This window comes from Rhodococcus sp. 008, assembly GCF_001682295.1.
In the GTDB taxonomy this organism is placed as follows: domain Bacteria; phylum Actinomycetota; class Actinomycetes; order Mycobacteriales; family Mycobacteriaceae; genus Rhodococcus_F; species Rhodococcus_F qingshengii.
Map to the genome: position 1 here is coordinate 1201895 of NZ_CP012749.1, position 24489 is coordinate 1226383.

A 24489-nucleotide genomic window follows, 5' to 3' on the forward strand; every position below is an offset into this window, starting at 1 on the left:
TATTCCGCCTCGAAGGAGCCCCCGTGACTACCCAGACCGCGCCCGACACCGACAGCGTCGATCTCGCAGAGTTCCGCAGCACTGTCCGAGCCTTCGCCAACGCCGAGATCCACCCAGGAGCAGCCGCACGCGACGAGTCCAAGGAGTTCCCGGCGCAGCTGGTCAAGCGCCTCGGGCAGCAGGACCTCATGGGCATTTCCGTGCCCGAGGAATTCGGCGGGCTGGGTCTGTCGACACGAACCCAACTGGTCGCCATCGAAGAAGTTGCACGCACCGACGCCGCGCTGGCATCGATCTACACCGCCCACTACCTGGGCCTCGAGCCGATTCTCGTCGGCGGCTCCGAAGAGCAGAAGCATCGCTGGTTGCCCCAGCTCGCGTCGGGCGAACTACTGGCCGGCTTTGCACTCACAGAACCCGATGCCGGCTCCGACATCGCCTCGATGCGTACCGTCGCCCGACGCGAGGACGACGGCTGGCATCTCTCCGGATCGAAGACGTACATCTCCAACGCCAAGGAAGCCGACCTGGTCGTGCTCTTCGCCAAGACGGACCCGAGCGCAGGATTCCGAGGCATCACCGCCTTCGTCGTCCCCAAGGGAACTCCGGGAATCAGCTACTCGGAGCCGCAGGACAAGATGGGAATTCGTTCGGCCCCGACGTACACCGTCTACCTCGACGACGTCGTTCTGCCGCTCGACTCCGTGATCGGCACCGAAGGTCGCGGCGGCAACATTGCCTTGACCGCCCTGAACCGAGCACGCATCGACGTAGCGGCAATGGCAAACGGCATCGCTCTGCGCGCTTGGGAACTGGGACGCGAGTACGCAACGGAGCGAAAGCAGTTCGGCACGCCGATCTTCGACTTCCAGGCAATCCAGCTACTCCTCGGTGGCTGCGACGCGCAACTTGTCGCATCACGCGTCACCGCAGACTGGGCCGCCGACGTCAAGGACGCCGGTCAGGACATCCGCCGCGCCGCATCGATTTCGAAGTACGTCGCCACCGAAGCCTGCTTCTCGATCGTCGATCAAACCGTACAGATCCACGGTGGCGCAGGTTTCATGCGCGAATCGGAAATCGAACGCCTGTACCGCGATTGCCGCATTCTCCGCATCTTCGAGGGCACCTCGCAGATCCAGTTGCTCACCATTGCCGGCAATGCTCCGTCGCCGCGTTCCACCGAGTTCTGAAAGGCGCGGACATGACTGCACTTCCCCCACTCGACGGCATCCGGGTCATCGACCTCTCGCGCGTCCTTGCCGGACCCTACTGCACCGCACTGCTTTCCGACGCCGGTGCGGACGTCGTCAAGATCGAATCCGAACACGGTGAAGACTCTCGGCACCTCGGCCCGTTCCGCGACGGCGAGAGCATCTACTTCAACGTGCTCAATCGTGGCAAGCGTTCGGTGGCACTCAACCTCAAGAACGACGAGGACCGTGAGGCGCTGCTGACGCTCATCGAGACCGCCGACGTCGTCGTCGAAAACTTTCGCCCCGGCGTCACCAAGCGCCTGGGAATCGACTACGAGGCTGCGCGGGCTCGCAATCCGCGGATCGTGTACGCGTCCATCTCCGGTTTCGGACAGGACGGGCCCATGTCCGGAGCCGCCGCCTACGACCTTGTAGTCCAGGCTCTTTCGGGCATCATGAGCATCACCGGTTCGGAGGAATCCGGGCCGACACGGTTGGGTGAGTCGTTCGGAGACCTGGTCGCCGGGCTGTTCGCCGCCTGGGGAATCAGTACCGCCCTGCTGAGTGCACGGGCGAGCGGACTCGGGCAGCACCTTGACGTCGCGATGTTCGACAGCATGCTCGCCATGCTGCCGACAGCACACAGCCAACTGCAATCCACCGGGCTCACGCCCCCACGCGTCGGCAACCGTCATCCGGTGTCAACACCGTTCGACACCTACAAGGCCGACGACGGACTCTTCGTCCTCGCGGTTGCGAGCCAGTCGGGTTTCGAGAAGCTGGCGCAGACGATGAATCGCGTCGACCTGATCGCAGATCCTCGATTTGCCGACGACACCGCCCGGACCGAGAACGAACCGGCACTGCGCAAGGAGATCGAAAACTGGGCTGCCGGAAAGACCGTCGCCGACGTGGTCGATATTCTCGGCGACGCGGGCCTCGCCGGCTCGGAAATCTGGGACGTCCAGCAGGCACTCACCTCCGCGCAGGCCGAGTATCGCGGAGTCGTCGAATCGTTCGAGCACCCGGTAGCAGGAAAAATCTCCTACGTACGACAACCCGTCGTGTTCGGTGATAGCCGACGCCCCGATGTCCGCCGCAGTCCCCTGCTGGACGAGCACCACGGTGAGGTACTGCCGGGCTCGCGATAGATTCAGCGCAGACATCCCTCGGCACTTGGAGTAGGACATGGCCCCCGGCGACGTGACCCGCAGCGCGAATCGCACGTTCGAACTTCTCGGTGCGATCGTCGAGCACGGCGGGTTGACGCTCGGCGACGCCGCCAAGGCAACCGATCTGGCAACCAGTACCGCGCTTCGCCTGATCAGAAGCCTCGAACAAACCGAGTTCGTCGTCCGCGGCGAGGACAACGTCTATCGCGTCGGCCCGCGGCTACTACAGATCGGGGCTCGCGCACTCGGTGACAATCAACTGTTGCCGAGAGCGCGGCCCGCGATGAAGGCCATCGCCGAAACCACGAGAGAGTCGACCTACCTGTCGACGAAGGGACCGAAAGACACTGCGCTGTATCTCGATCAGATCGAGGGCACGCACGCGATCCGCCACATGGGGTGGGTGGGCCAGAGCGTTCCCCTGGACGGCACCGCCGTCGGCGCAGCGTTGAGCGGCAAGGTAGGCGAGAGCGGGTACGCCATTGCGCACGACACCATCGAGGATCACTCGACCGGAGTTGCCGCGCCGATCTACAACGCGGTCGGTCAGATAGCCGGAGCGCTCAGCGTCGTGGGCCCGACATTCCGTCTGACGGACGAGGTCTGCGCCAGCCACGGTCGTGTCTTGGTGGAGCACTGCGCCCGGTTGTCCGCGGAACTCGGTAGCCAGACTCCCTGACCACCCCGAGCGCTTGGCGATTCAGTCTCGTATCCGAGCACTTGGCGATTCAGTCTCGTATCCGAGCACTTGGCGATTCAGTCTCGTATCCGAGACAATGTGGTTCCCCGCTCCCACCTCAGCCCTACCCGTAAGGACACACCCCACATGACGACGAGCCGCGTGAAATCTGCTGAGCGCGTGCTCGACGTGCTCGATCTCCTGGCCCGCCGGGGTGTGCCGCTGGCGACGGCAGAAATCTCCAGCGCCCTCGAGCTGCCGAAGAGTACGACGCATCACCTCCTCAATGTCATGCGGGATCGACGGTTCGTCTCGTACTGGGCTGATCAACGCGCCTGGACCCTGGGTGTCTCGGCGTTCGAAGTCGGTGCGTCGTACATGCGCTCCGGCCCACTTCACCGTGAGGGCCAACGATTCATGCTGGCACTCACTCAGTCGACGGATGAGACGTCTCATCTCGCGGTACTACAGGGGTCTGACGTCATCTACCTCGACAAACGTGAACCACTGAAGCCGGGCGTGCGATTGGTGACCGAAATCGGGACTCGCCTTCCGGCGCATCTCACCGCAGTCGGGCGCGCGATTCTGAGCCGTCTGGACGTGGAACAGATCAGCGCGCTCTACGAGGGATACACCTGGCCGACGCGGACCGGAACGGGACCGTCGACGCTCGCCGAACTGCGAGAACTGCTCGCCGCAGCACGTGATAGCGGGTACGCGGTCGAAGAGAATGCGACGACATCCGGGATCAATTGCATCGCCAGCCCCGTGATCACACGGGACGGTCGTCCGGTCGCAGCTCTCGGCGTCACCTTCCTCTCCGGCTCCAAATCGGCCGAGGAGAGTGCCCTGATCGCCGACCGAGTGCGCACCGTCAGCGCCGAGTTCTCCGCCGATCTCGGAGATCGAATGGTGGAGACCCCGACCGCAGACATGTAACAAAATTCTCCGTTTCGCACTCTGTGGGCCTTGTTTTCGTCTCATATTCAAGACTAGAGTCTCGTATACAAGACTTTGTTAGATAGCCACGCATCATCATTGGAGTCCCATGAACGCCACCCCTGCCACCCAGACAGCCACCCGAACCATCGAGGTCGGAATCGGCTCTGTCACCATCGCCGACGTCGTCGACGTCGCGCGCAACGGATACGGCGTTGCATTGACCGCGGAATCACTGGCCGCGATCGCCGAAAGTCGTGCACGCATCGAAGCGCTGGCCGCAGACCCCACACCGGTCTACGGAGTTTCCACCGGATTCGGCGCACTTGCCACCCGGCACATTCCGGCGCATCTGCGGACACAGTTGCAGCGCAGCCTGATCCGCTCACATGCGGCAGGTTCGGGACCGGAAGTCGAACGCGAAGTGATCCGGGCCTTGATGCTTCTGCGTCTGTCGACGCTCGCCACCGGGCGAACCGGAGTGCGCCCTGTAGTCGCACAGGCGTACGCCGACCTACTCACCGCAGGCATCACCCCGGTGGTGCACGAATACGGCAGCCTCGGATGCTCGGGAGATCTGGCACCACTGGCGCATGTGGCGATGGCAATCATCGGTGAAGGTTCCGTCCGCACCGCCGACGGTGAACTCACCGATGCGGCAACGGCATTGGCTGCCCATGGTCTCGAACCGGTGGTTCTGGCCGAGAAGGAAGGCCTCGCACTGATCAACGGTACCGACGGGATGCTCGGTCAACTGGCCCTTGCGATCACCGATCTCGATCATCTGCTCAAGTTGGCCGACATCGCTGCCGCTATGAGCGTCGAGGGCTTGCTCGGCACCGATCAAGTGTTCGCCGCCGATCTTCAGGCGCTTCGCCCCCACCCCGGACAGGGCGCGGCCGCCTCGAACATGGTGCGCTTGCTTGCCGACTCCCCGATCGTCGCCAGCCATGCGGGCCCTGACTGCACCAGAGTTCAGGACGCGTACTCACTGCGGTGCGCACCGCAGGTTGCCGGCGGCGCACGCGACACCGTCGATCACGCCCGACTGGTTGCCGGGCGCGAATTGGCCAGTGCTGTCGACAATCCCGTCGTCACTCTCGACGGAAGGGTTCGGTCGAACGGTAACTTCCACGGAGCTCCCGTGGCCTACGTCTTGGACTTTCTCGCCATCGTGACCGCGGATGTCGCGGGGATCAGCGAACGCCGCACCGACCGTTTCCTCGACGTAGCACGCAATCACGGTCTGACCCCCTTCCTCGCCGACGACCCCGGTGTCGACAGCGGACTGATGATCGCGCAGTACACACAAGCTGCCATCGTGTCCGAACTCAAGCGACTCGCGAGCCCGGCCAGTGTCGATTCGATTCCCTCCTCGGCCATGCAGGAAGATCACGTCTCCATGGGATGGTCGGGTGCACGCAAACTCCGCCGGTCCATCGACGGTCTCACCCGAGTTCTCGCGATCGAGATACTGACTGCAGCAAGAGGAATCGATTTGCGCTCCCCACTCGAGCCCTCCCCCGCCACCGGAGCCGTCCTTCGGACCCTGCGCGAGAAGGTGCAGGGGCCGGGTACCGATCGCTTCCTGTCCCCCGAGATCGAGGCCGCGGTGGACTTGGCGGCATCGGGTGCACTTGTTGCGGCTGCAGAGAACGCGATCGGCGCCCTGGCATGAGCGCGCCCGGTGCGCTGAGGCCTCGCCCCCGACCCGAAATCGAAGCGCTTCCTCGATACTCCAAAGCCGCCGGCCTCGAGCAGGTTCGGTGGCGGGCGTCGAGCAACGAGTCGACTGTTGCACCCTCGGCGGCCATTCTCGAGGCCGTCAATCTCGCGGCCTCACACTCACACTTGTATCCGTCGCTGTTCGGCGACACACTGATAGCCCGGTTGAGCGACCGTCTGGGCGTGGGCGACGACCAGGTACTGGTCGGCGCCGGGTCGTTGGCACTGCTCCAGCAGGTATTGACCGCATACACGGGCCCTGGCACCGAAGTCGTCTACCCGTGGCGCAGCTACGAGGCGTACCCGATACTGATCGGAATCGCCGGGGCGAGCGGTGTACCCGTCGCACTCGATTCCGAACATCGGCATGATCTGAGTGCAATGGCGGCAGCCGTGACGCCGCAGACCCGCGCAGTACTCGTCTGCAACCCCAACAATCCGACCGGAAGCGAGTTCTCGACCGCGGAGTTCGTCTCGTTCGCCCGCTCGATCCCGAGCGACGTCCTCATCCTTCTGGACGAGGCTTACCGGGAGTTCGCGACCAGCGACGTCGACGGCGTCGACCTGCTTCGAGCCTTTCCCAACATCGTCGTCTTCCGAACCTTCTCCAAGGCTTACGGATTGGCCGGACTTCGTGCCGGCTATGCCGTCACCAACTCGGCGATCGCAGCGGATCTTCGCAGCGCTGCACCGCCCTTCGGGCTCAGCGCCGTTGCCGAGGCCGCGGCCTGCGCGGCCCTGACCGATCCGGCACACACCGATTCGATAGTCGAAACGGTGACCGCGGGTCGTTCTCACCTACGTGAGCAATTGGCTCTGCGCGGCGTCGAGACGGTCCCGAGCGGTGCCAACTTCGTGTGGATCCCTCTCGGCAAGAGAGCTTCTGCACTCGAAGCGGCCTGCGTCGCGCAGGGTGTCTCGGTCCGGATGTTCCCCGGCGAGGGAGTGCGGGTGACCGTAGGTGAGCGGGCAGCAGAAGACGCCGTGATCGCCGCTGTGGATGCACTCGCACACAACCTTTGACCGACTGGAGAAAAGAATGTCCGTCCACGAACTTGCTCGGTCGATCGGTTCGAGTCGCCTGATCACCGACCCTGCGGTAATGGACTCGTACCGCCGTGACGAGGCCCATCTCGCCGAACCCGGCCATCCGGTAGCCGTCATGCTCGCCGAAACTGCGGCCGACATTTCCGAGGCTCTGAAATGGGCTACTGCTCACCGTGTCCCGGTGGTAACCCGCGGTGCGGGAACCGGTTTGGCGGGCGGCGGGGTAGCCGTCGAGGGCTGCCTGGTCATCTCGACCACTCGCATGCGCTCGATTCTCGAGGTCAATCCGGACGATCAGCTCGCTGTCGTGGAAGCCGGGGTGATCAACGCTGACATCAGCCGAGCAGCAGACGAGTACGGGCTGATGTACGCCCCTGATCCGAGCAGTTTCGAGATCTCCACGATCGGCGGAAACATCGCCACCAACGCCGGTGGACTGCGTTGCGTGAAGTACGGCGTCACCCGCGATTCAGTCCTGGGTCTCGAGGTTGTGCTCGCCGACGGTCGGATCGTGCGGACAGGCCGAAGGACCGTCAAAGGTGTTGCGGGATACGACTTGACCAGTCTTCTTGTCGGTTCGGAAGGAACACTCGGAGTCGTCACGAGTGCCACGCTGAAGTTGCAGCCCAAGCCCAAGAGAGCACCGGTCACCGTCGTCGGCAGTTTCGATTCTCTCCGCTCCGCAGCGGACGCGGTTGCCGCGGTCGTTCGCGACGGAATCGGGCCGAGCCTGCTGGAGCTGATCGATCGAGCAACGCTGCGCGCCGTCGACGACTGGAAACGAATCGGGTTGGAAGACAACACCGCCGCGATGCTGATCGCACAGGCCGACGGGGTCGATGCCGACGCAGCAGCCGCGGCGATGCAGAAACACTTCGAGAGGGCGGGCGCCGATTTTGTCGCCGTCTCGCAGGACGCGGCAGAAGCCGCACAGCTACTCGAGATTCGCCGACTCGCCTATCCGGCTTCCGAACGACTCGGGCAATGTCTCGTGGAAGACGTCGGGGTCCCGCGGTCGAAACTGCCCGACATGCTCGAGAGTATCGACCGAGCGGCCGCCGAGTACATGGTCAAGATCATGACTGTCGCGCATGCTGGTGACGGCAACGTCCATCCGACCTTCGTCTTCGACCGCACTGCCGACGGCTCGGTCCCCGAAGCCGTGTGGACCGCCGCGGACGAGGTCTTCCGGCGTGCTCTCGAACTCGGCGGAACTCTGACCGGAGAGCACGGCGTCGGCGTTCTGAAGCGTCGCTGGCTCTCTCTCGAGCTCGGCGAGGACAGCATGCAACTGCACCGATCGATCAAGGCTGCCTTCGACCCGCTCGGAATCCTCAACCCGGGTAAGGGTTTCTGATTTCTCGCGCGGTGTTACACAGCATTTACGCGAAAACGGGTCCCGGGTATTGACGCCTGTATATACAGGCATATACATTTATCCGCAGTGACAGTGACCCAGCGCACAAAGCACAAGGCGCAAAGCACCAAGCACGAAGAAGGTGGGCAATACCCCGACGTCGATTCCGTCGCTCGACGGGCTCGCAGCAGAAAGACAGGCCTATGACTCACGATGGACCGGCCGAGGTCATCCTCACTCCGGAACGACGCACTATCGACGTCGTCCCGGATGCAGAACGACACGGCACCCCGCGCAGCCAGTTCACTCTCTGGTTCGGCGCCAACATGCAGATCACTGCAATCGTCGACGGCGCTCTCGCCGTCGTATTCGGCGCGGACGCCATCTGGGCGATCGTCGGACTTCTGATCGGCAACATCTTCGGTGGCGCTGTCATGGCGCTTCACTCCGCACAGGGCCCGCGTATGGGTCTCCCCCAGATGATCTCGAGTCGCGCCCAGTTCGGCGTCAAGGGAGCAGTCGTACCGCTTGTTCTCGTCATCCTGATGTACCTCGGCTTCGCTGCCACCGGCACCGTGTTGGCCGGACAGGCCGTCAACAAGATCCTGCACATCGACAGCCCCACCGTCGGCATCGTCGTCTTCGGTCTCCTCACCGCATTCGTCGCGGTCACCGGCTACAAGCTGATCCACATCGTCGGCAGGATCGCCACCGTCGTGGGCATCGTCGGATTCTCCTACCTGGCCGTTCGACTGTTCCTCGAGTACGACGTCGCCTCGTACGTCGGCATCAAGGGCTTCGACATAGTCACCTTCCTGCTCGCGATCTCGCTGGGTGCCGGTTGGCAGCTCACCTTCGGCCCGTACGTCGCCGACTACTCGCGTTACCTGCCGCGCAGCACTTCCGAGAGCACCACGTTCTGGTCGACGTTCCTCGGTAGTGTCATCGGATCGCAGTGGTCCATGACCTTCGGCGCTCTCGTCGCGGCCTGCGCCGGCGACGCGTTCCTGGGTAACCAGGTCGGCTTCATGGGAGATCTGGCCGGACCCGCTGCCATCGCCTTCCTGATCTACTTCGTCATCCTGGTCGGCAAGCTGACGGTGAACGTGCTCAACGCCTACGGCGGATTCATGTCGATCCTGACCACCGTCACCGCCTTCAACGGACAGTCGCGAATCTCGAGCACCGCGCGCACCCTCTACATCCTCGGTTTCACTGCGGTCTCGGTCTTGATCGCCATCGCCGCCAGCGCCGACTTCCTGGACAACTTCAAGAACTTCGTCCTGGTGTTGCTGATGGTGTTCACGCCGTGGAGTGCGATCAATCTGATCGACTACTACCTGATCTCCAAGGAACGCATCGACATTCCGGCGCTGTACGACGTCAACGGTCGATACGGAGCATGGAACTTCACCGCATTGGCTTGCTACGCCGCCGGCGTTCTCGCCCAGATCCCGTTCCTCGCCCAGAAGATGTACACCGGCCCCGTCACGGACATGCTCGGCGGCGCCGACATCTCGTGGCTGGTCGGCATCGTGTTCACCGGGCTGATCTATTACCCACTCGCCAAGCGCACGAGCAATCCCCCTTCGTCGATGATCTACCCCGATCACACCGCGATGACCGACTCTCGCGTCTGATCCCCCAACGTCTTTCGAACTTCAGCAAGCTAGGAGAACACAATGGAAATCAGCACCCCCGGCCACGAGCCGCGCCCCGTCCGTGCTCCCCGCGGCCCCGAGCTCACGACGCTCGGTTGGCAGCAGGAGGGTGCCCTGCGCATGCTCATGAACAACCTCGACCCCGATGTTGCCGAGCACCCGGACAGCCTCGTCGTCTACGGCGGAACCGGTCGCGCAGCGCGTAGTTGGGCTGCCTTCGACGCCATGGTCGCCACGCTGAAGACGCTGAAGAACGACGAGACCATGCTGGTGCAGTCCGGCAAGCCGGTCGGTGTCTTCCGCACCAACGAGTGGGCACCGCGAGTGCTGATCGCCAACTCCAACCTGGTCGGTGACTGGGCGAACTGGGAAGAGTTCCGCCGTCTCGAAGACCTCGGCCTGACCATGTACGGCCAGATGACCGCAGGCTCCTGGATTTACATCGGCACCCAGGGAATCCTGCAGGGTACGTACGAGACCTTCGGCGCCATCGCGAAGAAGCGCTACAACGGCTCACTCGCCGGAACGATCACCCTCACTGCGGGTCTCGGCGGCATGGGCGGCGCTCAGCCTCTCGCCGTCACTATGAACGACGGCGTCGCGATCTGCGTCGACTGCGACATCACCCGCATCGACCGTCGTATCGCCCACAAGTACCTCGACACCAAGGCAGACAGCATCGAGCACGCGCTCGAACTGGCGACCGCGGCACGCGATGCCAAGAAGCCGCTCTCCATCGGCCTCGAAGGCAATGCGGCAGAGATCTTCCCGGCGCTGCTGGAGATGAAGGCCCCCATCGACATCGTGACCGACCAGACCTCGGCGCACGATCCCCTCGCCTACCTGCCGATCGGCATTGACTTCGGCGACATGAAGACCATGTCGGAGAAGGATCCGCAGAAGTTCACCGAAGATTCCCGCAACGCGATGGCCGCACACGTCAAGGCCATGGTCGGATTCATGGACGCCGGCGCCGAGGTATTCGACTACGGCAACTCCATCCGCGACGAGGCCCGCAAGGCCGGCTACGACCGTGCATTCGACTTCCCCGGATTCGTTCCCGCCTACATCCGTCCGCTCTTCGAAGAAGGCCTCGGCCCCTTCCGCTGGGCGGCGCTCTCGGGTGATCCCAAGGACATCGAGGCCACCGACAAGGCCATCCTCGAACTCTTCCCCGAGAACGAGCACCTGCGCCGCTGGATCACCATGGCCGGCGAAAAGGTTGCCTTCGAAGGCCTTCCGGCTCGCATCTGCTGGCTCGGATACGGTGAGCGCCACCTCGCCGGCCTCAAGTTCAACGAGATGGTGGCCTCGGGCGAGCTCTCCGCACCGATCGCCATCGGCCGCGATCACCTCGACTCCGGATCGGTCGCCTCGCCGTACCGCGAAACCGAATCGATGATCGACGGGTCCGACGCGATCGCCGACTGGCCGCTGCTCAACGCCCTGGTCAACACCGCGTCCGGCGCTTCGTGGGTTTCACTCCACCAAGGCGGCGGCGTCGGGATGGGGCGCTCCATCCACGCGGGACAGGTGTGCATCGCCGACGGCACCGAACTCGCAGCCAAGAAGCTCGAAGCAGTTCTCACCAACGATCCCGGGATGGGCGTCATCCGGCATGCGGATGCAGGATACGACCACGCCATCGACACGGCAGTCACCCGCGGCGTCCGCATCCCGATGACCGAGAACTGAAACAGCTCCACCACCTCACCCTGAGTTAGGAATTACATTGACCACGAATGGTTCTCGAACCACCGTTCTGACCAACATCGGAACCCTCGTCACCAATGACCCGACTCTGGGTGAGGGCAAGCTCGGCGTACGACACGACGCGGCAATCGTTTTCGACGACGGCGTTGTTGCTTGGGTCGGTGATTCCGCCGACGCCCCGGCTGCCGATATCGGTCAGGATATCGGCGGTCGGGCCCTGCTCCCCGGTTTCGTGGAGAGTCACTCGCACCTGGTGTTCGGTGGCGAGCGGGCCGAGGAATTCGCAGCTCGCATGGCGGGCGAGAAGTACGCCGCCGGCGGCATTCGCAACACCATCGAAGCGACGCGCTCGGCCACCGACGAACAATTGCAGGCCAATGTTCGACGCCTACTCGACGAATCCCTGCGCTCGGGCAGCACAACCGTCGAATGCAAGACCGGATACGGGCAGAACACCGAGAGCGAACTACGCAGCGCACTGATCGCCGGACAGTTCACCGACGAGGTCACACTGCTGGCCGCCCACGTTCCACCACCCGAATATGCCGGTCGCGTCGATGACTACGTCGCCATGGCGTGCGACGAGATGATCCCTGCCTGTGCGCCACACGCGAAGTGGATCGATGTCTTCTGCGAGCGAGGCGCGTTCAACCGCGAACAGGCACATGCAGTCCTGAGCGCAGGCGTCGCCGCTGGACTGATCCCCCGCGTCCACGGCAATCAACTCGGCGAAGGGCCAGGAGTTCAACTCGCCGTCGAGATGGGAGCCGCATCCGTCGATCACGTCACCTACGTCACCGCCGAGGACATCGACGCCCTGGCTCAGAGTTCCACCGTCGCAACACTGTTGCCGGGTGCCGACTTCTCCACCCGCAACAAGTACCCCGACGCCCGCGCACTGCTGGACGCCGGCGTCACCGTAGCTCTCGGCGCCGACTGCAATCCCGGCACCTGCTACACCACCAGCCTCCCGTTCTGCATAGCAATTGCGGTGCGAGACATGCACATGACACCCGCCGAGGCAGTCTGGGCAGCCACTGCAGGAGGCGCCCGGGCGCTGCAGCGCACCGACGTCGGAACCCTTTCTCTCGGAACACGTGCCGACGCCATCGCGCTCGATGCACCGTCGTACCTCCACCTCGCCTACCGCCCGGGCGTCCCTCTGGTGCGCGAGGTCTGGAAAAACGGCGCACTCGCCACAAGCTACTGAAATACACTCACCGGGAGGCCGTCGTGGCTCATCAGATCGCAGTCGACATCGAACCCAAGCCGTGGACCGGGCGCTCCGACGGCACCACTGCCGAGCATCTGCGGTGGCATCATGCCGTGCAACCGTATTCAGCCGAAACAGCTCCCGGCGACTGTGTTCTGATCGGATTCTCCAGCGACGAAGGAGTCCGCCGCAACAAGGGCCGCCGCGGCGCCGCGGATGGCCCGGACGCGTTGCGAGCCGGGTTGGCTTCCATGGCGCTGGCCGAACCACTGCAGATTCAGGACGCCGGAACCGTTGCCGTGTCGGGTGAAGAACTCGAGGCCGGTCAAGCCGCACTCGGGAACGCCGTCAGCGCTGCGCTTGATTCGGGACACTTCCCCGTGGTTCTCGGGGGAGGACACGAAATCGCCTACGGCACGTATCTCGGCGTCGCGGGCTCCGAGTTGCGAACCGCTGGAGCCAAACTCGGAATCCTCAACTTGGATGCGCACTTCGACCTGCGGGGCGATCCGATACCCAGCTCCGGCACACCCTTTCGTCAGATCGCCGAGGACGAAGCCGCGGCAGGCACCTCGCATCAGTACAGCGTGATCGGAATCAGCCAACCGAGCAACACCACGGCACTGTTCGACACGGCTCACCGCCTCGGTGTTCGCTATCTGCTCGACGAAGAATGCGGAGCGATCGGCCGAGGCGTCGTGGATCAGTTCCTCGCAGACTTCCTCGACGACGTCGATCTGGTCTACCTGACCATCGACCTCGATGTCCTGCCTGCAGCTGTGGCGCCGGGCGTCAGCGCACCTGCGGCCTACGGTGTCAGCCTGGAAACCATCCAATACGTATGTGATCGAGTCACGTCCAGCGGAAAGCTCGCGGTTCTCGATGTCGCCGAACTGAACCCGAGCCTCGACGTCGACAATCGCACTGCCCGAACGGCTGCTCGTCTGCTCCACCGGATAGTCACGAAGCACGTGCCGGTTCAGCGCTAGCCTCGGCGCGCCTCCAGCAGATCTACGGGACTGCCTGAAAACTGATTCCACGAGTTCTGTTCGAGCACTTTAAACTATGTCCTTTGCCACCTCACAAGTGATGCCGCCTTGCAGATTGCCGATGGCGGCGACAACGCCTGTCTCGGGGTACGTGATCGTTCCGCACCCCTCGGATGTGGATGCCGTCGGCAGTCGTGAAGTCGAAGTCGAAGTCGACGAATTGCCCGAGCAGTACTCGAAGCCGGGGACACCACCGATCACAGGAGGCCCGACCGTACCGTCGTGAATCGAAAAGCCGATCAACCCTCCGGGGTCGCCATTGCCGATTTGCCCCGGATCACCGGTGGTGACGAAGATCGATTGGCCTGACTCAGTCTGAATCGTCCGTGTCGAATGATCGTTGCCGTAGGCCGATTCGATTTGAGCCACGGTGAGCCGTCACCGACGCCGCGGTCGGTCAGCGTTCCCGGCGGTGATTCGATGACGGTGACGCCCTCGCTGGTGAGAATTGCCCGTCCGGTGCCACCAGGCGTCGTGAACGGAACTACAGCGCAACTCGGAAACTGCATGGGCGTTCCAGCCTGATGCCAGACACACGCCGGCCACTACAACCGTGGTTGTAGTGGCTGCGCCGTTCCGAACTCGTCCAATGGGTGTGCGCGGTCGGCTTCTCGGCATGTCGGCATCCTTGGTCGGAACGGCTCGCCGCGAGGTCGAGGCATGCCTGACTTCGCGACGTTACCCCGAGCGGGGTCGTATCGATATCGTCTGTTCGACCGACGACAAGGACGCCACCCCGGCCTTCGATCATGGCACCAGGGAGTTCTCCTGCAACCAGTCCTGAGCGATGTCACTCATGTCGTCGAGATCGGCAACGCGCTGGTTCATCTCGATGAGATCTTCGGTGGTCAGCGCCGCCGAAACCCCCGCGAGCACGGATCGGACGTCATCGCGAGCCTTCAACTCGTTGATGATCGGCGTGATGTTCTCCGCGAGGAAGAGGTGCTTCGTATCCTCGAGTGCAACCAAGTTCTCCGAGCGCATCGCAGGATCGGTACTGAAGACATCGGCAACCTGTATCTGCCCGCTCAGAAGCGCATTGAGCGTGAGGGGTCCACCTGCATCGAGTGCCAGGAACTCCCGGAATGTCAGGCCGTATTTGGTCTTCAAGCCGGCGACGCCGTTTTCGCGCGTCTTCCATTCCGGCGGTCCGCCGAGAGTCAACTCGTCGGCATGCTGCACCAGATCCTCGACGGTCTCCAGCGAATACTTTTCCGCCGTCTCCTGTTTGACGGCAAGTACATCCTTGTCCTCTGCGGGCGAGGGCTCGAGAGCCACCAGACCCTTGGGCAATTTCGCATCGATTTCAGCGGATACTTCATCTGAAGCCGTCGCCGTTGTCTTGCTGTCCAGATATTGCAACAAGGCGCCGGAATACTCGGGGATCAGATCGATGGAACCGTCGCGCAGTGCCGGTACATAGAGTTCTCGGCTACCGATGTTCAACTTCTCGGTAACGTCGATACCGTTGGCACGAAGCGCTTCGGCGTAAATGGTCGCAATCAGTTGGCTCTCGGGAAAATCGGCGGAACCGATCACGATGGCGCCCTCAGCACTACCGCCGCCGTCCGTAGCCAAGGGGTCCTTGCCGATTCCGCAGCTGGACAACGCAACCGCTGTCACGCCGACCAACGCGGCGATCAATACCTTCTTCATGTCGAACGTCCTCAGATCGGTGCGGGCTCAGGCACAGCGGTGCGCTGTGAGGGGGCAGCGGTCTTCTCGGTCTTCTTCTTCCGATCGCGCCTGGTCAGGCCAGGCGAAACGACCCGCGCAGTCAGTGCTCCGATTCCGAGATCGAAAACCAGGGCAATCAGCGATACCAGTACGGCTCCGGCCGCCATCTGGCCGTAATCGCTCTGAGCTTTTCCGTCGATCAACAACCGGCCGAGTCCGCCCAAAGAAATGTAAGCGGCGACAGTCGCAGTGGAGACGATCTGAAGCACGGCACTTCTGATGCCGGACAACATGAGTGGTAGGGCACATGGAATCTCGACCTCGGTCAAGATCCGCATCGACCGAAATCCCATCCCCCGCGCGGCGTCGACTGCAGCCTGATCGACCGCTCGAACTCCGGCGTACGTGTTGGTGAGAATGGGAGGGATCGCGAGAAGCACCAGGACGATGAGGCTGGGGATCAGATACGCGAGTTTGTTCGGGAATGACGGCGCGATGATGAGAACCAGTAGGATCAGCAGACCGATGGTCGGCAGCGCTCGTAGCGAGTTGGCCAGTCCAGCAACAACAACGGAGCCACGGCCCGTATGTCCGATGTAGAGACCGAGCGGGATCGCGATAACCGCAGCCACCGCCAGCGCGGCGAATGTGTACATCAAATGCTGAACGAGAAGGGTGGGGATGCCGTCCGGCCCGGTCCAGTGGGATCCGTCGAGAAGGAAGCTGATCATGATGTAGTCACTTTCGGGGTCCACGGCGTCAACAGCCGATTCGCCAACATGATGAGGAGATCAAGGATCAACGCCAGCACCAGACACAGAGCGATACCCGCGATGATGGGCGTGTAGAAACGCAACTGAAATCCCTGGGTGAACAAGGAACCTATCTGCGGAATACCCAGGAGTGCGCCGAGTGAGACAAGACTGACGTTCGAGACGACTGCGACGCGCAAACCTGCACAGATCACCGGAACTCCTACTGGCAACTGTACTTTCAACAGCGTCTGATACGGCCGGTAACCCATCGCCGTCGCTGCCAGAACCGTCTCCGGCGGAACCGAATCGAGCGCGTCGGCCACTACCCGCACGAGCAGAGCAACGGTGTACACGGTGAGCGCCACGATGATGTTCATCGGATCCAGAATCTTGGTACCCAGAATTGGAGGCAGGAGCACGAAGAGCGCGAGCGAAGGGATCGTGTAGAGCAATCCGGCCGTCCCCACCACGTAGGGATGCAACCGACGACTGCGATAGGCGACCCAGCCGATCGGCAACGCGACCACCAAGCCGATCACCAAGGGAATCAACGACAGCAGAACATGCCATCCCACCAAGTCCATGATCCGGTCGGACTGACGTCCGAGCCATTCGAAGTTCATCGAAGCGCCCTCCCCGCGTCAGCCAGATCGGCAGCCTCGATGGCTTCCACTGCAGCATGCGCAGTGACGGTTCCCACCAGGCGTCCGGCGTCGTCCACGACAACGCCCCGCTTGCTCGGCGCTGACAGCGCCGCATCCAGCAGAGCGCGCATCGTCCCGGTGGAATCAGCAAGTGTTCCACTGAGATTCAAGTCATCCGGGCGGATACAATCCGTGAGCGCGTCCGGCCTCACCCATCCGAGCGGCTTGTTCGCGGGATCCACTACCAACAGCCACGTATCGCCGGTGAGTGCGCGGGCCGCCGCAGCGGAATCGCCCAGATGCGCAACGGGTTCTGACACCGTCGGTAGGTCGCCGTCCAATGTCGTGAACCCCAACGATCGGTACCCACGGTCACGTCCGACGAAGTCGGCAACAAATTCGTCGGCAGGTTGAGTCAGCAATTCGAGGGGCGTCGCCGCCTGCGCAAGGATGCCGCCGGTACGCAGAACCACCACTTGATCCCCGAGTTTCAGCGCTTCGTCGATGTCGTGGGTGACGATGATGATCGTTTTTCCGATTTCCTTCTGCAGACGGAGAAACTCGTCTTGCAGCTGGCCGCGAACAACCGGATCAACGGCGCTGAACGGTTCGTCCATCAGCATGAATGACGGATCCGCAGCCAATGCTCGCGCAACACCGACTCGTTGCTGCTGCCCTCCGGAGAGCTGCCACGGATAGCGGTCGGCGAAGTTGGTCGTCAGACCAACCGTTTCGAGCAATTCCATAGCGCGAGTGCGAGATTCCTTTTTACTCGCACCGAGCAATCGAGGCATGGTCGCTATGTTGTCGACGATGGTGCGATGGGGAAAGAGACCCGCGTGCTGGATCACGTACCCGATGCGTCGACGCAGAAGGGCCGGATCCATTCCCGCCGTGGACTCGCCGTCGAGCGAAATCGTGCCTGACGTCGGTTCGATCAGCCTGTTGATCATGCGGAGTGAGGTCGTCTTGCCGCAGCCGGAAGGACCCACCAACGCGGTGATCTTTCCCGTCGGGCACTCCAGATCGAGAGCATCGACGGCAATGGTTCCGTCTGGATACGCCTTGGTGACCTTGTCGAATTTGATCATCTACGAACTACTTTCGTGTCGACCTGAGTCCGGACGCACCCAGGAGAAATGGTCGAGTTCCGTTCGAGCACACACCTACTTGTGATTCGGTCCACCTGCTTACTGGTCGAGCGGTTGAGAAAGAAAGTTCACGGCGGCACTCAGATCTGCACTGAGTGGCCGGTCTTCGGTCCTCGTGTCCAGCACCAAACGCGCACGCGCGAGGTACGCGCCGAGCTCGGTCGCCGGATCCAGCTCACGCTGTTGTTGCGAGAGTGCGCGAACTGCCGAGATCAGTTCACACGCCAGCACCAATCGAGATTGGGCAAGAATGTCCGCCAATTGAGTTGCAGCTTGGGATGCGAAACTTGCGTGATCCTCGGTGCCGCGCGAAATTACCGTGTGGCCCAACGACCCCGGTGCCGCCGACGAGCGGATCTCGGCAATGGCAGCAGAAGTCGTGTATTCGAGAAGCATGGTTCCGCTGCTGCCGTCGGGACCGTCTGCAAGGAACGCACGAAGGCCGGTGACTGCGGGGTCGGAGAGGTTGGCGAGCCGACATTGCGAGAGCAGGGCAGCACTGGCGACCGCCAACTTCGCCTCGTCGACTGCAAGGGCTATTGGCATTGCGTGGAAATTTCCGTTGTGGAACACCATGTCGTCTTCGACCGACACCAGCGGATTCTCCGAAGACGAATTCATCTCGATACTCAGCGTGTTCTGCAGTCGATGCACCGCTTGCCAGGTGGCACCCAAGATTGGCGGTAGGGCGCGAAACCCGAACGAGTCCTGAACTCTCACGGGTGTGATGTCGTGTGGTGCCAGCAGATCGCGAACCCGCTCTGCGACTTCCGCTTGACCGAAGTGCATTCTTGCCGACTGTACTTGTGCAGCAAACGGTTCGACAGAACTACGCGACGCAAGCACGGAAAGAACACTGACAACCAAGCAGTGCTGAAGCCACCCCGCGACTTCGATACTGGTGTCGCCGGCGATCGCCACCGTCATCGCATTGGTGGAAATGAACGGAAGTGCATCACCGTGGTGCGGAGTCCAACCGATTCCGGTGCGTCCGTCGCGAAGCGGGCTCTCGCCGATCAGCCCCATGGCGATTTCGGAGAACGCACTCAGGTCACCCGTTCCGATCGCACCGCGTGCGTGCACTGTCGGCAGGTTCTGTGAAGCAACAGCAGCAACCAGACCGTCGATGATGTCGGGATGCATACCTGAGCCGCCGTTGAGGATCTGGTTGGTGCGGATGACGATCGCGGCGCGCACCAACCGGTCAGGGAGCCTGGGGCCCGATCCCGTTGCGTGACTTCTCAGAAGCCTCAGATCCTGCTGCACACCGTCGGAGACGGATGTTTCGCGATTCCCGCCTACCCCGGTAGTGCGCCCGTACACCGCTTGACGGGAGGAAACCCGAACCGCGGTCTCCCATGACCGCCGTGTGAGCTCGAGAGCCGCGTCGGCAGGTCGAATCACGGCCGGCTCTCGCGCGATTTCGTTCACCCGGTGAACCGACAACCCTTTCCCGTCGAGCAGGACATTGTCGTCTTCCGTCCGGTCTTCTCCAGGAAGACGTTCAGTCATCAGAACTCCATCGATCGAAGGACTCGGCCACCGCGGGCGTGCATCACATCATCTACGCAATGTGCCTTGTGTCACTTTTGATGAATGTATAGTCCTGTATATACAGCCACCTGTCAATAGGGACACTGCAGCTCACCCGCGTGCACACAACCTTGCGTCACCTCAGTAAGGGTGAGCAACTGGACACGAATCGTCGCTATTCGAGGACCGGTGCCGCCGATGCGCGACGCGCCTCGAGCGCATCGAGGATGAGATCGAGACCGTAGGCGAACTCACTCGTGTGGTCGTAAGCCGGACTCAGACCGTGATCGACGATCATCTCGTGAAGGAAGGGCAACTCTTCAGCCGGAAGGCGCTCGAGGATGTCACTCGCAACTTCTTCGACGTCGACGGGCCCGCTGATCGGCAGATTCGCCTCCTGGAGAACATATCCGCCGATGTAGCTGTCGATCAGCGAGGCTCCGTGGGCGGCCATCGGGAGTGTGAACCCGGCCTTCCGGAGCACTCCGAGCACAGCGTCGAGATGACGCAGGGTCGCCGAGCCAGGGCTGCGTCGCGAATCCAGCAGACCGAGAGCCCAACGGTGCTGCGACAGGACTGTGCGAGCAGAAAAGGCGCGTCCACGGATTGCATCTCGCCAATCCGCACACTCACTGTCGGGCAGGTCGATCGCCTCGAAGACCGCATCGACGAGGCCGTCGAGAATCGCATCTTTGTTGGGCACGTGGTGGTAGAGCGACATCGCCTCGATGCCCAGCTCCTGGGCCACCCGTCGCATCGTGACGGCTTCGACACCACCCGCGTCGGCAACGCGGATCGCACCCTCGATTACGCGAGTCCTGTTCAGCGACTGTCGCGGTTGCCGTGACACACAGACTCCCCTCGGCGGAACGAATACGTTGACAACCTTACATACGTAAGTCACCCTTACAGGTGTAAGCCCGCCTTACGCTCGTAAGGCGATCGAGAGAGGAAATCACAATGCCGATGCCTAGATGGTGGGGACATGTCAACAAACGAGTGTTCAACCCGCGTGCAATTTCGAGCGGTAAATGGCCGGTACTGACTCACGTCGGACGCACATCCGGCACGACCTACCGGACGCCCCTCGACGCCTATCCGGTCGAGGGTGGCTACGTCTTCATTCTGGTGTACGGATCAGGCTCGGACTGGGTGCAGAACGTCTTGAGAGCGGGAAGCGCTCGACTGTCGGTCGACGAGACGGAGGTGAGCCTCGGCACCCCACGCCTCGTCGCGAAAGACGAAGCATTTCAAGCACTTTCCTCAGACGTGTCCCAACCCCCGAGGCTGCTCCGCATCACCGAGTACCTTCGGATGGATCTGATTACGGCCTGAGGGTGCCCGTCACGCGAGGACCTCACGCACGGCGGACCTGACTTCCTCCATGCTGCAACCGGATTCGATCAGTTCGGTACCCGTATGCACCAGCGAGTTGATCAACTTGGCGGTGAGCTTCGGGTCCGACACGCCACGGAGGCGGAGGGCCTCGACCAGCGGAAGCACAAGACTGTCGTGCATTTCCATGATCCGCGAATCTCGAAACGTTTGTGGGGTCAGCGTCGCCAGCGCTCCGACTATCGCATGCTCCCCGTCGGCAACCAGTTGGAGGTTTGCCTCGACGTACGCCCATACCGGATCGTCTGCGCCTGCCATCGCCTCGACGATCTTGTCGTTCCAGCGCGGGAACATGTCTTCGACGACGGCACTGAGGAGATCTTCCCGGGACCGGAAGTAGTGGTAGGCACTCGACCTGGCGAGCCCGGCCTTCGCTGCCACCTCACCGAGCCCCGGGGGCCGGTCCGGGGCCTCGGACAGAAGAGCGTGTGCAGCGTCGAGGAGGGCACGGCGCTGAGCAGCACGATGCTCGACCACAGTGGGCGCATCGATCCTCGGCACCGAATCTCCTCCAGTCCCCTCGCGGGCTTACTCGCTCTGACGCAACCGACCGTCAACCATTTCGAGGATGCGGTCGCAGTGCCCGAGCACGTCGTGATCGTGGGTCACCATGATCGTAGCGACGCCTGCCTCGTGAGTTTCGCGCGAGAGCAGTTCGACCACCTCATGGCTGCGTTTGCGGTCGAGAGCAGCCGTCGGCTCGTCGACGAGCAGTAGCGAGGGATTGCTCATCAATGCCCGAGCGATACCGACGCGCTGGCGTTCACCGCCGGAGAGTTGACCGGGTCGACGATCTGCACGGTGACTCATACCGACCGAGTCGAGCAACTCCTCGGGATCGCGACCCGGCCGCCCCGTGAGCTTGGGAATCAGCCGAAGCTGATCGCGCGCCGTCAGCGCTGGAATCAGGTTGCCGGACTGAAAGACGAAGCCGACCTTGTCTCGTCGAAGTTTGGCGAGAGCACGGGCCGGCATCGCCGACACGTCCACGCCGTCGATGACAATCGTTCCACTCGACGGCCGACCGAGTCCGCCTGCCACAGCGAGCAAGCTCGACTTTCCAGCGCCTGACGGTCCGACGATCGCGACAAGTTCGCCGCACGAGACCTCCAGGTTCACGTTGTCGAGGGCGAGCACGGTGGAGTCACCGTCACCGAATCGAAGACTGACAGCGGTCAATACCAATCCGGTTGTGGTCTTTTCGACTGTGGTCATCGGTTTTCTCCCAATGCGGTGAGCGGGTTGACACGGGTAACACGGACGATGGCAACGGCTGCGCCGACCAGCCCGAGTACCGCCAAGAGCACTGCGCCGTTGACGACTGGGCCGGACTCGAGGGCGAACGGCATCCCCCCGCCTTCGAGCCCCGAACCGAGCCCCAAGCCCAGCAACACACCGAGGCCGATGGAACCAAGCAGCACTACCAGTGCCTGCGCCATGCCGTCACGAAGCAGGAAGCCGGTAGAGGCTCCCATCGCGCGCAACACTGCGAGTTCACGACCGCGCTGAACCGTCCAGATACTGAAGAATGCACCGACCACCAGGGCCGAAATCGCGTACAGAAACGCCTTGATCATCGACATTGTCATCATTTCCGCGGAGAACCCTGGTGAGGAGTCGAAAGATTCCTCGAGCGTCTTTGCGGACGTTCCCGCCGCCGCATCGCCCGACACGAGATCCGGTAACGCGCCACCAATGCCCCGAATCGCAACAACACTTGCTTCGGAATAGGCACTGGCATTGGCGGTTTCGCCGATCTTGGCACCGGCGTGAACCTCCTGCCAAGTACGCAGGGGCAGGTAGGCGACGTCGACGTGACCGAAAGTGCGCTTGTCTTCGGTGAATCCGACAACTGTCAGCTCCGTACCGAGTCGATCGAGTATCACGGTGTCACCGATCGCAACACCGTCGTCACGGAAGGTAGAGCTGACGATGATGTCCGTGTCGGCATGCAGCCCCCTCCCGTCGGCGGAGACGGGCTCGAGGAAGGAGCCAGGTTCGATGCCGAAGAGCGTGAGATCGACAGGCGTGCCACTGCGAGTTTTTGCATTGACGATCATGTTGCCGAAGAGCTCGGCGTCTTGGACATCGGGTTGCATACGCCATGCCTGCGCCTGCTCCTCGGTGACGACCGAGCGCGAAAACGCTGAGTCGGCTTTGGTGTCCGGTGCGAAGGCAAACGCCTGAATCGGCGTCCGCTGCAAAGCGGAGACACCGTCATTTACCAGTCCGGACGAGAGGCCGGACAGAATCACCATCAGGATCGAGATGAGGGCAACCACGGCACCCATCAAGAGGAATCGATTTCGCGCAAACCACAGTTCACGCAGGGCGAGGAACATTCGGGAAGCTCCAAAGTCGTCGATACGAGTCACGCCGACTTTTATCGACGCCTTGTCGAAATCATATCGACAAGGCGTCGAAAAGCTATGTGAGGTGCGTTACTACTTCCCGTAGTAGACACTCGAGGCACTGAGCGTCGTATCAGCCCCCGACGCCCACCGGTCGATCCCCGACAATCGAGATTCGATCCATCACACGACGAGCCGGGAAGTAGTCACTGGCCGCGTAGTGCTGGCAGGTCCGATTGTCCCAGAAGGCAACAGTATTCGGCTCCCACTTCAAACGGACCTGAAATTCCGGACGATTGACGTGGCGATACAGCATCGTGAGAAGTTCGTTCGATTCTTCTTCTGACACACCCAAGATCCGTTGCGTGAAGGTCATGTTGACGAACAACACCCGCCTGCCACTTTCCGGAATGATCCGAACCACCGGATGCTGCACAGCGGGGAACTTCGGACGCAACATCTCGACCGCATCCACCGGCATCGACCTGCCGAACGAGTTGATCCAATCATGTTCTGCAACAAGCGGGTCGATACGCTTCTTGATGTCTTCAGGAAGCAGATCGTAGGCAGCTGCAGTATCGGCCCACAAAGTGTCACCACCCACCTCCGGCACCTCCACCGCACGAAGAACTGCTGCGAACGAAGGAAACTCGTGCCACGTAACGTCGTTGTGCCAGTTGTTCTCGACTCCGCCGACCATCGCATCCTTCGCCAGTGTCGTGACATCGACGTCCGTCTGCCCGGGCTGCGTGTACTTGAAGAACGGATGCTGTTCGAGATCGCCCCAACGCTCGGCAAAAGCTCGATGTTCCGCTCGGTCGAGGTCCTGATCGCGGAAGAAGAGGACTTTCCATTCGAGGAGAGCTCGGCGGAGTTCCGCAATCACGGCATCAGACAGACCCCCGCCGAGTCGAATACCGGAGATTTCCGCTCCGATCGTCGGCGCGACCGCCTTGACCGCAAGGTGTTCGTACGGTGCCGGAACTACCGACTCGGGATTCCGGCGAGCAACGAGTGGACCGTACGCAGCAAGCGGGTCGGTGGGGATCGGAAAGATTGTTGCCGCAGGAAAAAGGGTAGCCATCAGGGCACTTCCTCGAAATCGACGATGTCGTAAAGGACAAAAGTCAGATTAAGTCCGCCTCCTTAAAGTGTCAACGGTCACGTTCTCCGGCGCGAATCTTGACCCTGACGCCGCGTCAAGGTTGGAGAATGGTTTTCACAGACGGAAT

General features: G+C 62.3%; 24 protein-coding genes. 13 read left to right on the top strand and 11 right to left on the bottom strand.

What is annotated here, in order from left to right:
* Nucleotides 1–23 precede the first annotated feature (23 nt).
* The 12 genes from AOT96_RS05635 (at nucleotide 24) to AOT96_RS35215 (ending at nucleotide 13977) form a co-directional block, all read left to right on the top strand.
* The gene (locus AOT96_RS05635; protein ID WP_007732726.1) at nucleotides 24–1193 is read left to right on the top strand and encodes an acyl-CoA dehydrogenase family protein; all 1170 of its coding nucleotides are present in this window, start codon (nucleotides 24–26) and stop codon (nucleotides 1191–1193) included.
* 11 nt (nucleotides 1194–1204) lie between these two features.
* Nucleotides 1205–2347, top strand: coding sequence for a CaiB/BaiF CoA transferase family protein (locus AOT96_RS05640; RefSeq protein ID WP_047270694.1), 1143 nt, complete (start codon nucleotides 1205–1207; stop codon nucleotides 2345–2347).
* A 37-nt stretch (nucleotides 2348–2384) separates the two neighbouring features.
* The gene (locus tag AOT96_RS05645) at nucleotides 2385–3047 is read left to right on the top strand and encodes an IclR family transcriptional regulator (protein WP_003939923.1); all 663 of its coding nucleotides are present in this window, start codon (nucleotides 2385–2387) and stop codon (nucleotides 3045–3047) included.
* Between the two features lie 147 nt (nucleotides 3048–3194).
* A complete protein-coding gene (locus AOT96_RS05650; protein ID WP_065351421.1) occupies nucleotides 3195–3986 on the top strand; it encodes an IclR family transcriptional regulator in 792 nt (263 codons plus the stop codon).
* Nucleotides 3987–4095: 109 nt separating this feature from the next.
* Nucleotides 4096–5664 carry a histidine ammonia-lyase gene (gene hutH / locus AOT96_RS05655; RefSeq protein ID WP_065351422.1) on the top strand — a complete coding sequence of 523 codons (1569 nt, stop codon included), beginning with the start codon at nucleotides 4096–4098 and terminating at the stop codon, nucleotides 5662–5664.
* Nucleotides 5661–6734 carry a histidinol-phosphate transaminase gene (locus AOT96_RS05660; protein WP_065351423.1) on the top strand — a complete coding sequence of 358 codons (1074 nt, stop codon included), beginning with the start codon at nucleotides 5661–5663 and terminating at the stop codon, nucleotides 6732–6734. Before hutH ends, AOT96_RS05660 begins: the two co-directional genes overlap by 4 nt.
* Before the next feature lie 16 nt (nucleotides 6735–6750).
* Complete coding sequence (locus AOT96_RS05665) at nucleotides 6751–8115, top strand: FAD-binding oxidoreductase (protein WP_064443721.1); 1365 nt, start codon at nucleotides 6751–6753, stop codon at nucleotides 8113–8115.
* Nucleotides 8116–8318: 203 nt separating this feature from the next.
* The gene (locus AOT96_RS05670; RefSeq protein WP_003940251.1) at nucleotides 8319–9755 is read left to right on the top strand and encodes a purine-cytosine permease family protein; all 1437 of its coding nucleotides are present in this window, start codon (nucleotides 8319–8321) and stop codon (nucleotides 9753–9755) included.
* A 42-nt stretch (nucleotides 9756–9797) separates the two neighbouring features.
* Entirely contained in the window at nucleotides 9798–11471 is a 1674-nt protein-coding gene (gene hutU, locus AOT96_RS05675; RefSeq protein ID WP_065351424.1) for a urocanate hydratase, read from the top strand.
* 37 nt (nucleotides 11472–11508) lie between these two features.
* The gene (gene hutI, locus AOT96_RS05680) at nucleotides 11509–12699 is read left to right on the top strand and encodes an imidazolonepropionase (protein ID WP_054187472.1); all 1191 of its coding nucleotides are present in this window, start codon (nucleotides 11509–11511) and stop codon (nucleotides 12697–12699) included.
* Nucleotides 12700–12722: 23 nt separating this feature from the next.
* Nucleotides 12723–13691 (top strand): formimidoylglutamase, encoded by a 969-nt coding sequence (gene hutG, locus AOT96_RS05685; protein ID WP_065351425.1) that lies wholly within the window; start codon nucleotides 12723–12725, stop codon nucleotides 13689–13691.
* A gap of 121 nt (nucleotides 13692–13812) precedes the next feature.
* Complete coding sequence (locus AOT96_RS35215; protein WP_156778929.1) at nucleotides 13813–13977, top strand: hypothetical protein; 165 nt, start codon at nucleotides 13813–13815, stop codon at nucleotides 13975–13977.
* Between the two features lie 13 nt (nucleotides 13978–13990).
* Here the strand turns inward: AOT96_RS35215 and AOT96_RS35220 are convergent, their stop codons facing one another.
* The 7 genes from AOT96_RS35220 to AOT96_RS05725 all read right to left on the bottom strand — a co-directional run bounded on the left by AOT96_RS35220 (nucleotide 13991) and on the right by AOT96_RS05725 (nucleotide 20361).
* A complete protein-coding gene (locus AOT96_RS35220) occupies nucleotides 13991–14260 on the bottom strand; it encodes a hypothetical protein (RefSeq protein ID WP_054826833.1) in 270 nt (89 codons plus the stop codon).
* A 238-nt stretch (nucleotides 14261–14498) separates the two neighbouring features.
* Complete coding sequence (locus AOT96_RS05700; protein ID WP_030536963.1) at nucleotides 14499–15407, bottom strand: ABC transporter substrate-binding protein; 909 nt, start codon at nucleotides 15405–15407, stop codon at nucleotides 14499–14501.
* A gap of 11 nt (nucleotides 15408–15418) precedes the next feature.
* The gene (locus AOT96_RS05705; RefSeq protein WP_030536962.1) at nucleotides 15419–16159 is read right to left on the bottom strand and encodes an ABC transporter permease; all 741 of its coding nucleotides are present in this window, start codon (nucleotides 16157–16159) and stop codon (nucleotides 15419–15421) included.
* Complete coding sequence (locus AOT96_RS05710) at nucleotides 16156–16806, bottom strand: ABC transporter permease (protein ID WP_003940005.1); 651 nt, start codon at nucleotides 16804–16806, stop codon at nucleotides 16156–16158. The genes AOT96_RS05705 and AOT96_RS05710 overlap by 4 nt, the downstream gene beginning before the upstream one ends.
* Complete coding sequence (locus tag AOT96_RS05715) at nucleotides 16803–17918, bottom strand: ABC transporter ATP-binding protein (protein WP_003940114.1); 1116 nt, start codon at nucleotides 17916–17918, stop codon at nucleotides 16803–16805. The genes AOT96_RS05710 and AOT96_RS05715 overlap by 4 nt, the downstream gene beginning before the upstream one ends.
* 99 nt (nucleotides 17919–18017) lie before the next feature.
* A complete protein-coding gene (locus tag AOT96_RS05720; protein WP_065351427.1) occupies nucleotides 18018–19490 on the bottom strand; it encodes an aromatic amino acid ammonia-lyase in 1473 nt (490 codons plus the stop codon).
* Between the two features lie 196 nt (nucleotides 19491–19686).
* Entirely contained in the window at nucleotides 19687–20361 is a 675-nt protein-coding gene (locus tag AOT96_RS05725) for a TetR/AcrR family transcriptional regulator (protein ID WP_058037649.1), read from the bottom strand.
* 110 nt (nucleotides 20362–20471) lie between these two features.
* Between AOT96_RS05725 and AOT96_RS05730 the strand changes: the two genes are divergently transcribed.
* The gene (locus AOT96_RS05730; protein ID WP_058037648.1) at nucleotides 20472–20846 is read left to right on the top strand and encodes a nitroreductase family deazaflavin-dependent oxidoreductase; all 375 of its coding nucleotides are present in this window, start codon (nucleotides 20472–20474) and stop codon (nucleotides 20844–20846) included.
* Between the two features lie 9 nt (nucleotides 20847–20855).
* On the opposite strand, the gene AOT96_RS05735 is transcribed toward AOT96_RS05730, so the two are convergent.
* The 4 genes from AOT96_RS05735 to AOT96_RS05750 all read right to left on the bottom strand — a co-directional run bounded on the left by AOT96_RS05735 (nucleotide 20856) and on the right by AOT96_RS05750 (nucleotide 24341).
* On the bottom strand, nucleotides 20856–21407 hold the full coding sequence (locus tag AOT96_RS05735; RefSeq protein ID WP_054781557.1) for a TetR/AcrR family transcriptional regulator: 552 nt from the start codon (nucleotides 21405–21407) through the stop codon (nucleotides 20856–20858).
* Nucleotides 21408–21434: 27 nt separating this feature from the next.
* Entirely contained in the window at nucleotides 21435–22121 is a 687-nt protein-coding gene (locus AOT96_RS05740) for an ABC transporter ATP-binding protein (protein WP_003939803.1), read from the bottom strand.
* Complete coding sequence (locus AOT96_RS05745) at nucleotides 22118–23248, bottom strand: ABC transporter permease (RefSeq protein WP_050656859.1); 1131 nt, start codon at nucleotides 23246–23248, stop codon at nucleotides 22118–22120. Before AOT96_RS05745 ends, AOT96_RS05740 begins: the two co-directional genes overlap by 4 nt.
* 142 nt (nucleotides 23249–23390) lie before the next feature.
* Nucleotides 23391–24341, bottom strand: a complete 951-nt coding sequence (locus tag AOT96_RS05750; RefSeq protein ID WP_052416968.1) for a TauD/TfdA dioxygenase family protein — start codon at nucleotides 24339–24341, stop codon at nucleotides 23391–23393.
* Nucleotides 24342–24489: the final 148 nt, after the last annotated feature.

Bases quoted from the DNA above. Each gene is read 5' to 3' on its own strand.
- AOT96_RS05640 (WP_047270694.1), top strand. From the start codon at position 1,205: ATGACTGCACTTCCCCCACTCGACGGCATCCGGGTCATCGACCTCTCG.
- AOT96_RS05645 (WP_003939923.1), top strand. From the start codon at position 2,385: ATGGCCCCCGGCGACGTGACCCGCAGCGCGAATCGCACGTTCGAACTT.
- AOT96_RS05650 (WP_065351421.1), top strand. From the start codon at position 3,195: ATGACGACGAGCCGCGTGAAATCTGCTGAGCGCGTGCTCGACGTGCTC.
- hutH (WP_065351422.1), top strand. From the start codon at position 4,096: ATGAACGCCACCCCTGCCACCCAGACAGCCACCCGAACCATCGAGGTC.
- AOT96_RS05660 (WP_065351423.1), top strand. From the start codon at position 5,661: ATGAGCGCGCCCGGTGCGCTGAGGCCTCGCCCCCGACCCGAAATCGAA.
- AOT96_RS05665 (WP_064443721.1), top strand. From the start codon at position 6,751: ATGTCCGTCCACGAACTTGCTCGGTCGATCGGTTCGAGTCGCCTGATC.
- AOT96_RS05670 (WP_003940251.1), top strand. From the start codon at position 8,319: ATGACTCACGATGGACCGGCCGAGGTCATCCTCACTCCGGAACGACGC.
- hutU (WP_065351424.1), top strand. From the start codon at position 9,798: ATGGAAATCAGCACCCCCGGCCACGAGCCGCGCCCCGTCCGTGCTCCC.
- AOT96_RS35215 (WP_156778929.1), top strand. From the start codon at position 13,813: ATGGCGGCGACAACGCCTGTCTCGGGGTACGTGATCGTTCCGCACCCC.
- AOT96_RS35220 (WP_054826833.1), bottom strand. From the start codon at position 14,260: ATGCAGTTTCCGAGTTGCGCTGTAGTTCCGTTCACGACGCCTGGTGGC.
- AOT96_RS05700 (WP_030536963.1), bottom strand. From the start codon at position 15,407: ATGAAGAAGGTATTGATCGCCGCGTTGGTCGGCGTGACAGCGGTTGCG.
- AOT96_RS05705 (WP_030536962.1), bottom strand. From the start codon at position 16,159: ATGATCAGCTTCCTTCTCGACGGATCCCACTGGACCGGGCCGGACGGC.
- AOT96_RS05710 (WP_003940005.1), bottom strand. From the start codon at position 16,806: ATGAACTTCGAATGGCTCGGACGTCAGTCCGACCGGATCATGGACTTG.
- AOT96_RS05715 (WP_003940114.1), bottom strand. From the start codon at position 17,918: ATGATCAAATTCGACAAGGTCACCAAGGCGTATCCAGACGGAACCATT.
- AOT96_RS05720 (WP_065351427.1), bottom strand. From the start codon at position 19,490: ATGACTGAACGTCTTCCTGGAGAAGACCGGACGGAAGACGACAATGTC.
- AOT96_RS05730 (WP_058037648.1), top strand. From the start codon at position 20,472: ATGCCGATGCCTAGATGGTGGGGACATGTCAACAAACGAGTGTTCAAC.
- AOT96_RS05740 (WP_003939803.1), bottom strand. From the start codon at position 22,121: ATGACCACAGTCGAAAAGACCACAACCGGATTGGTATTGACCGCTGTC.
- AOT96_RS05745 (WP_050656859.1), bottom strand. From the start codon at position 23,248: ATGTTCCTCGCCCTGCGTGAACTGTGGTTTGCGCGAAATCGATTCCTC.
- AOT96_RS05750 (WP_052416968.1), bottom strand. From the start codon at position 24,341: ATGGCTACCCTTTTTCCTGCGGCAACAATCTTTCCGATCCCCACCGAC.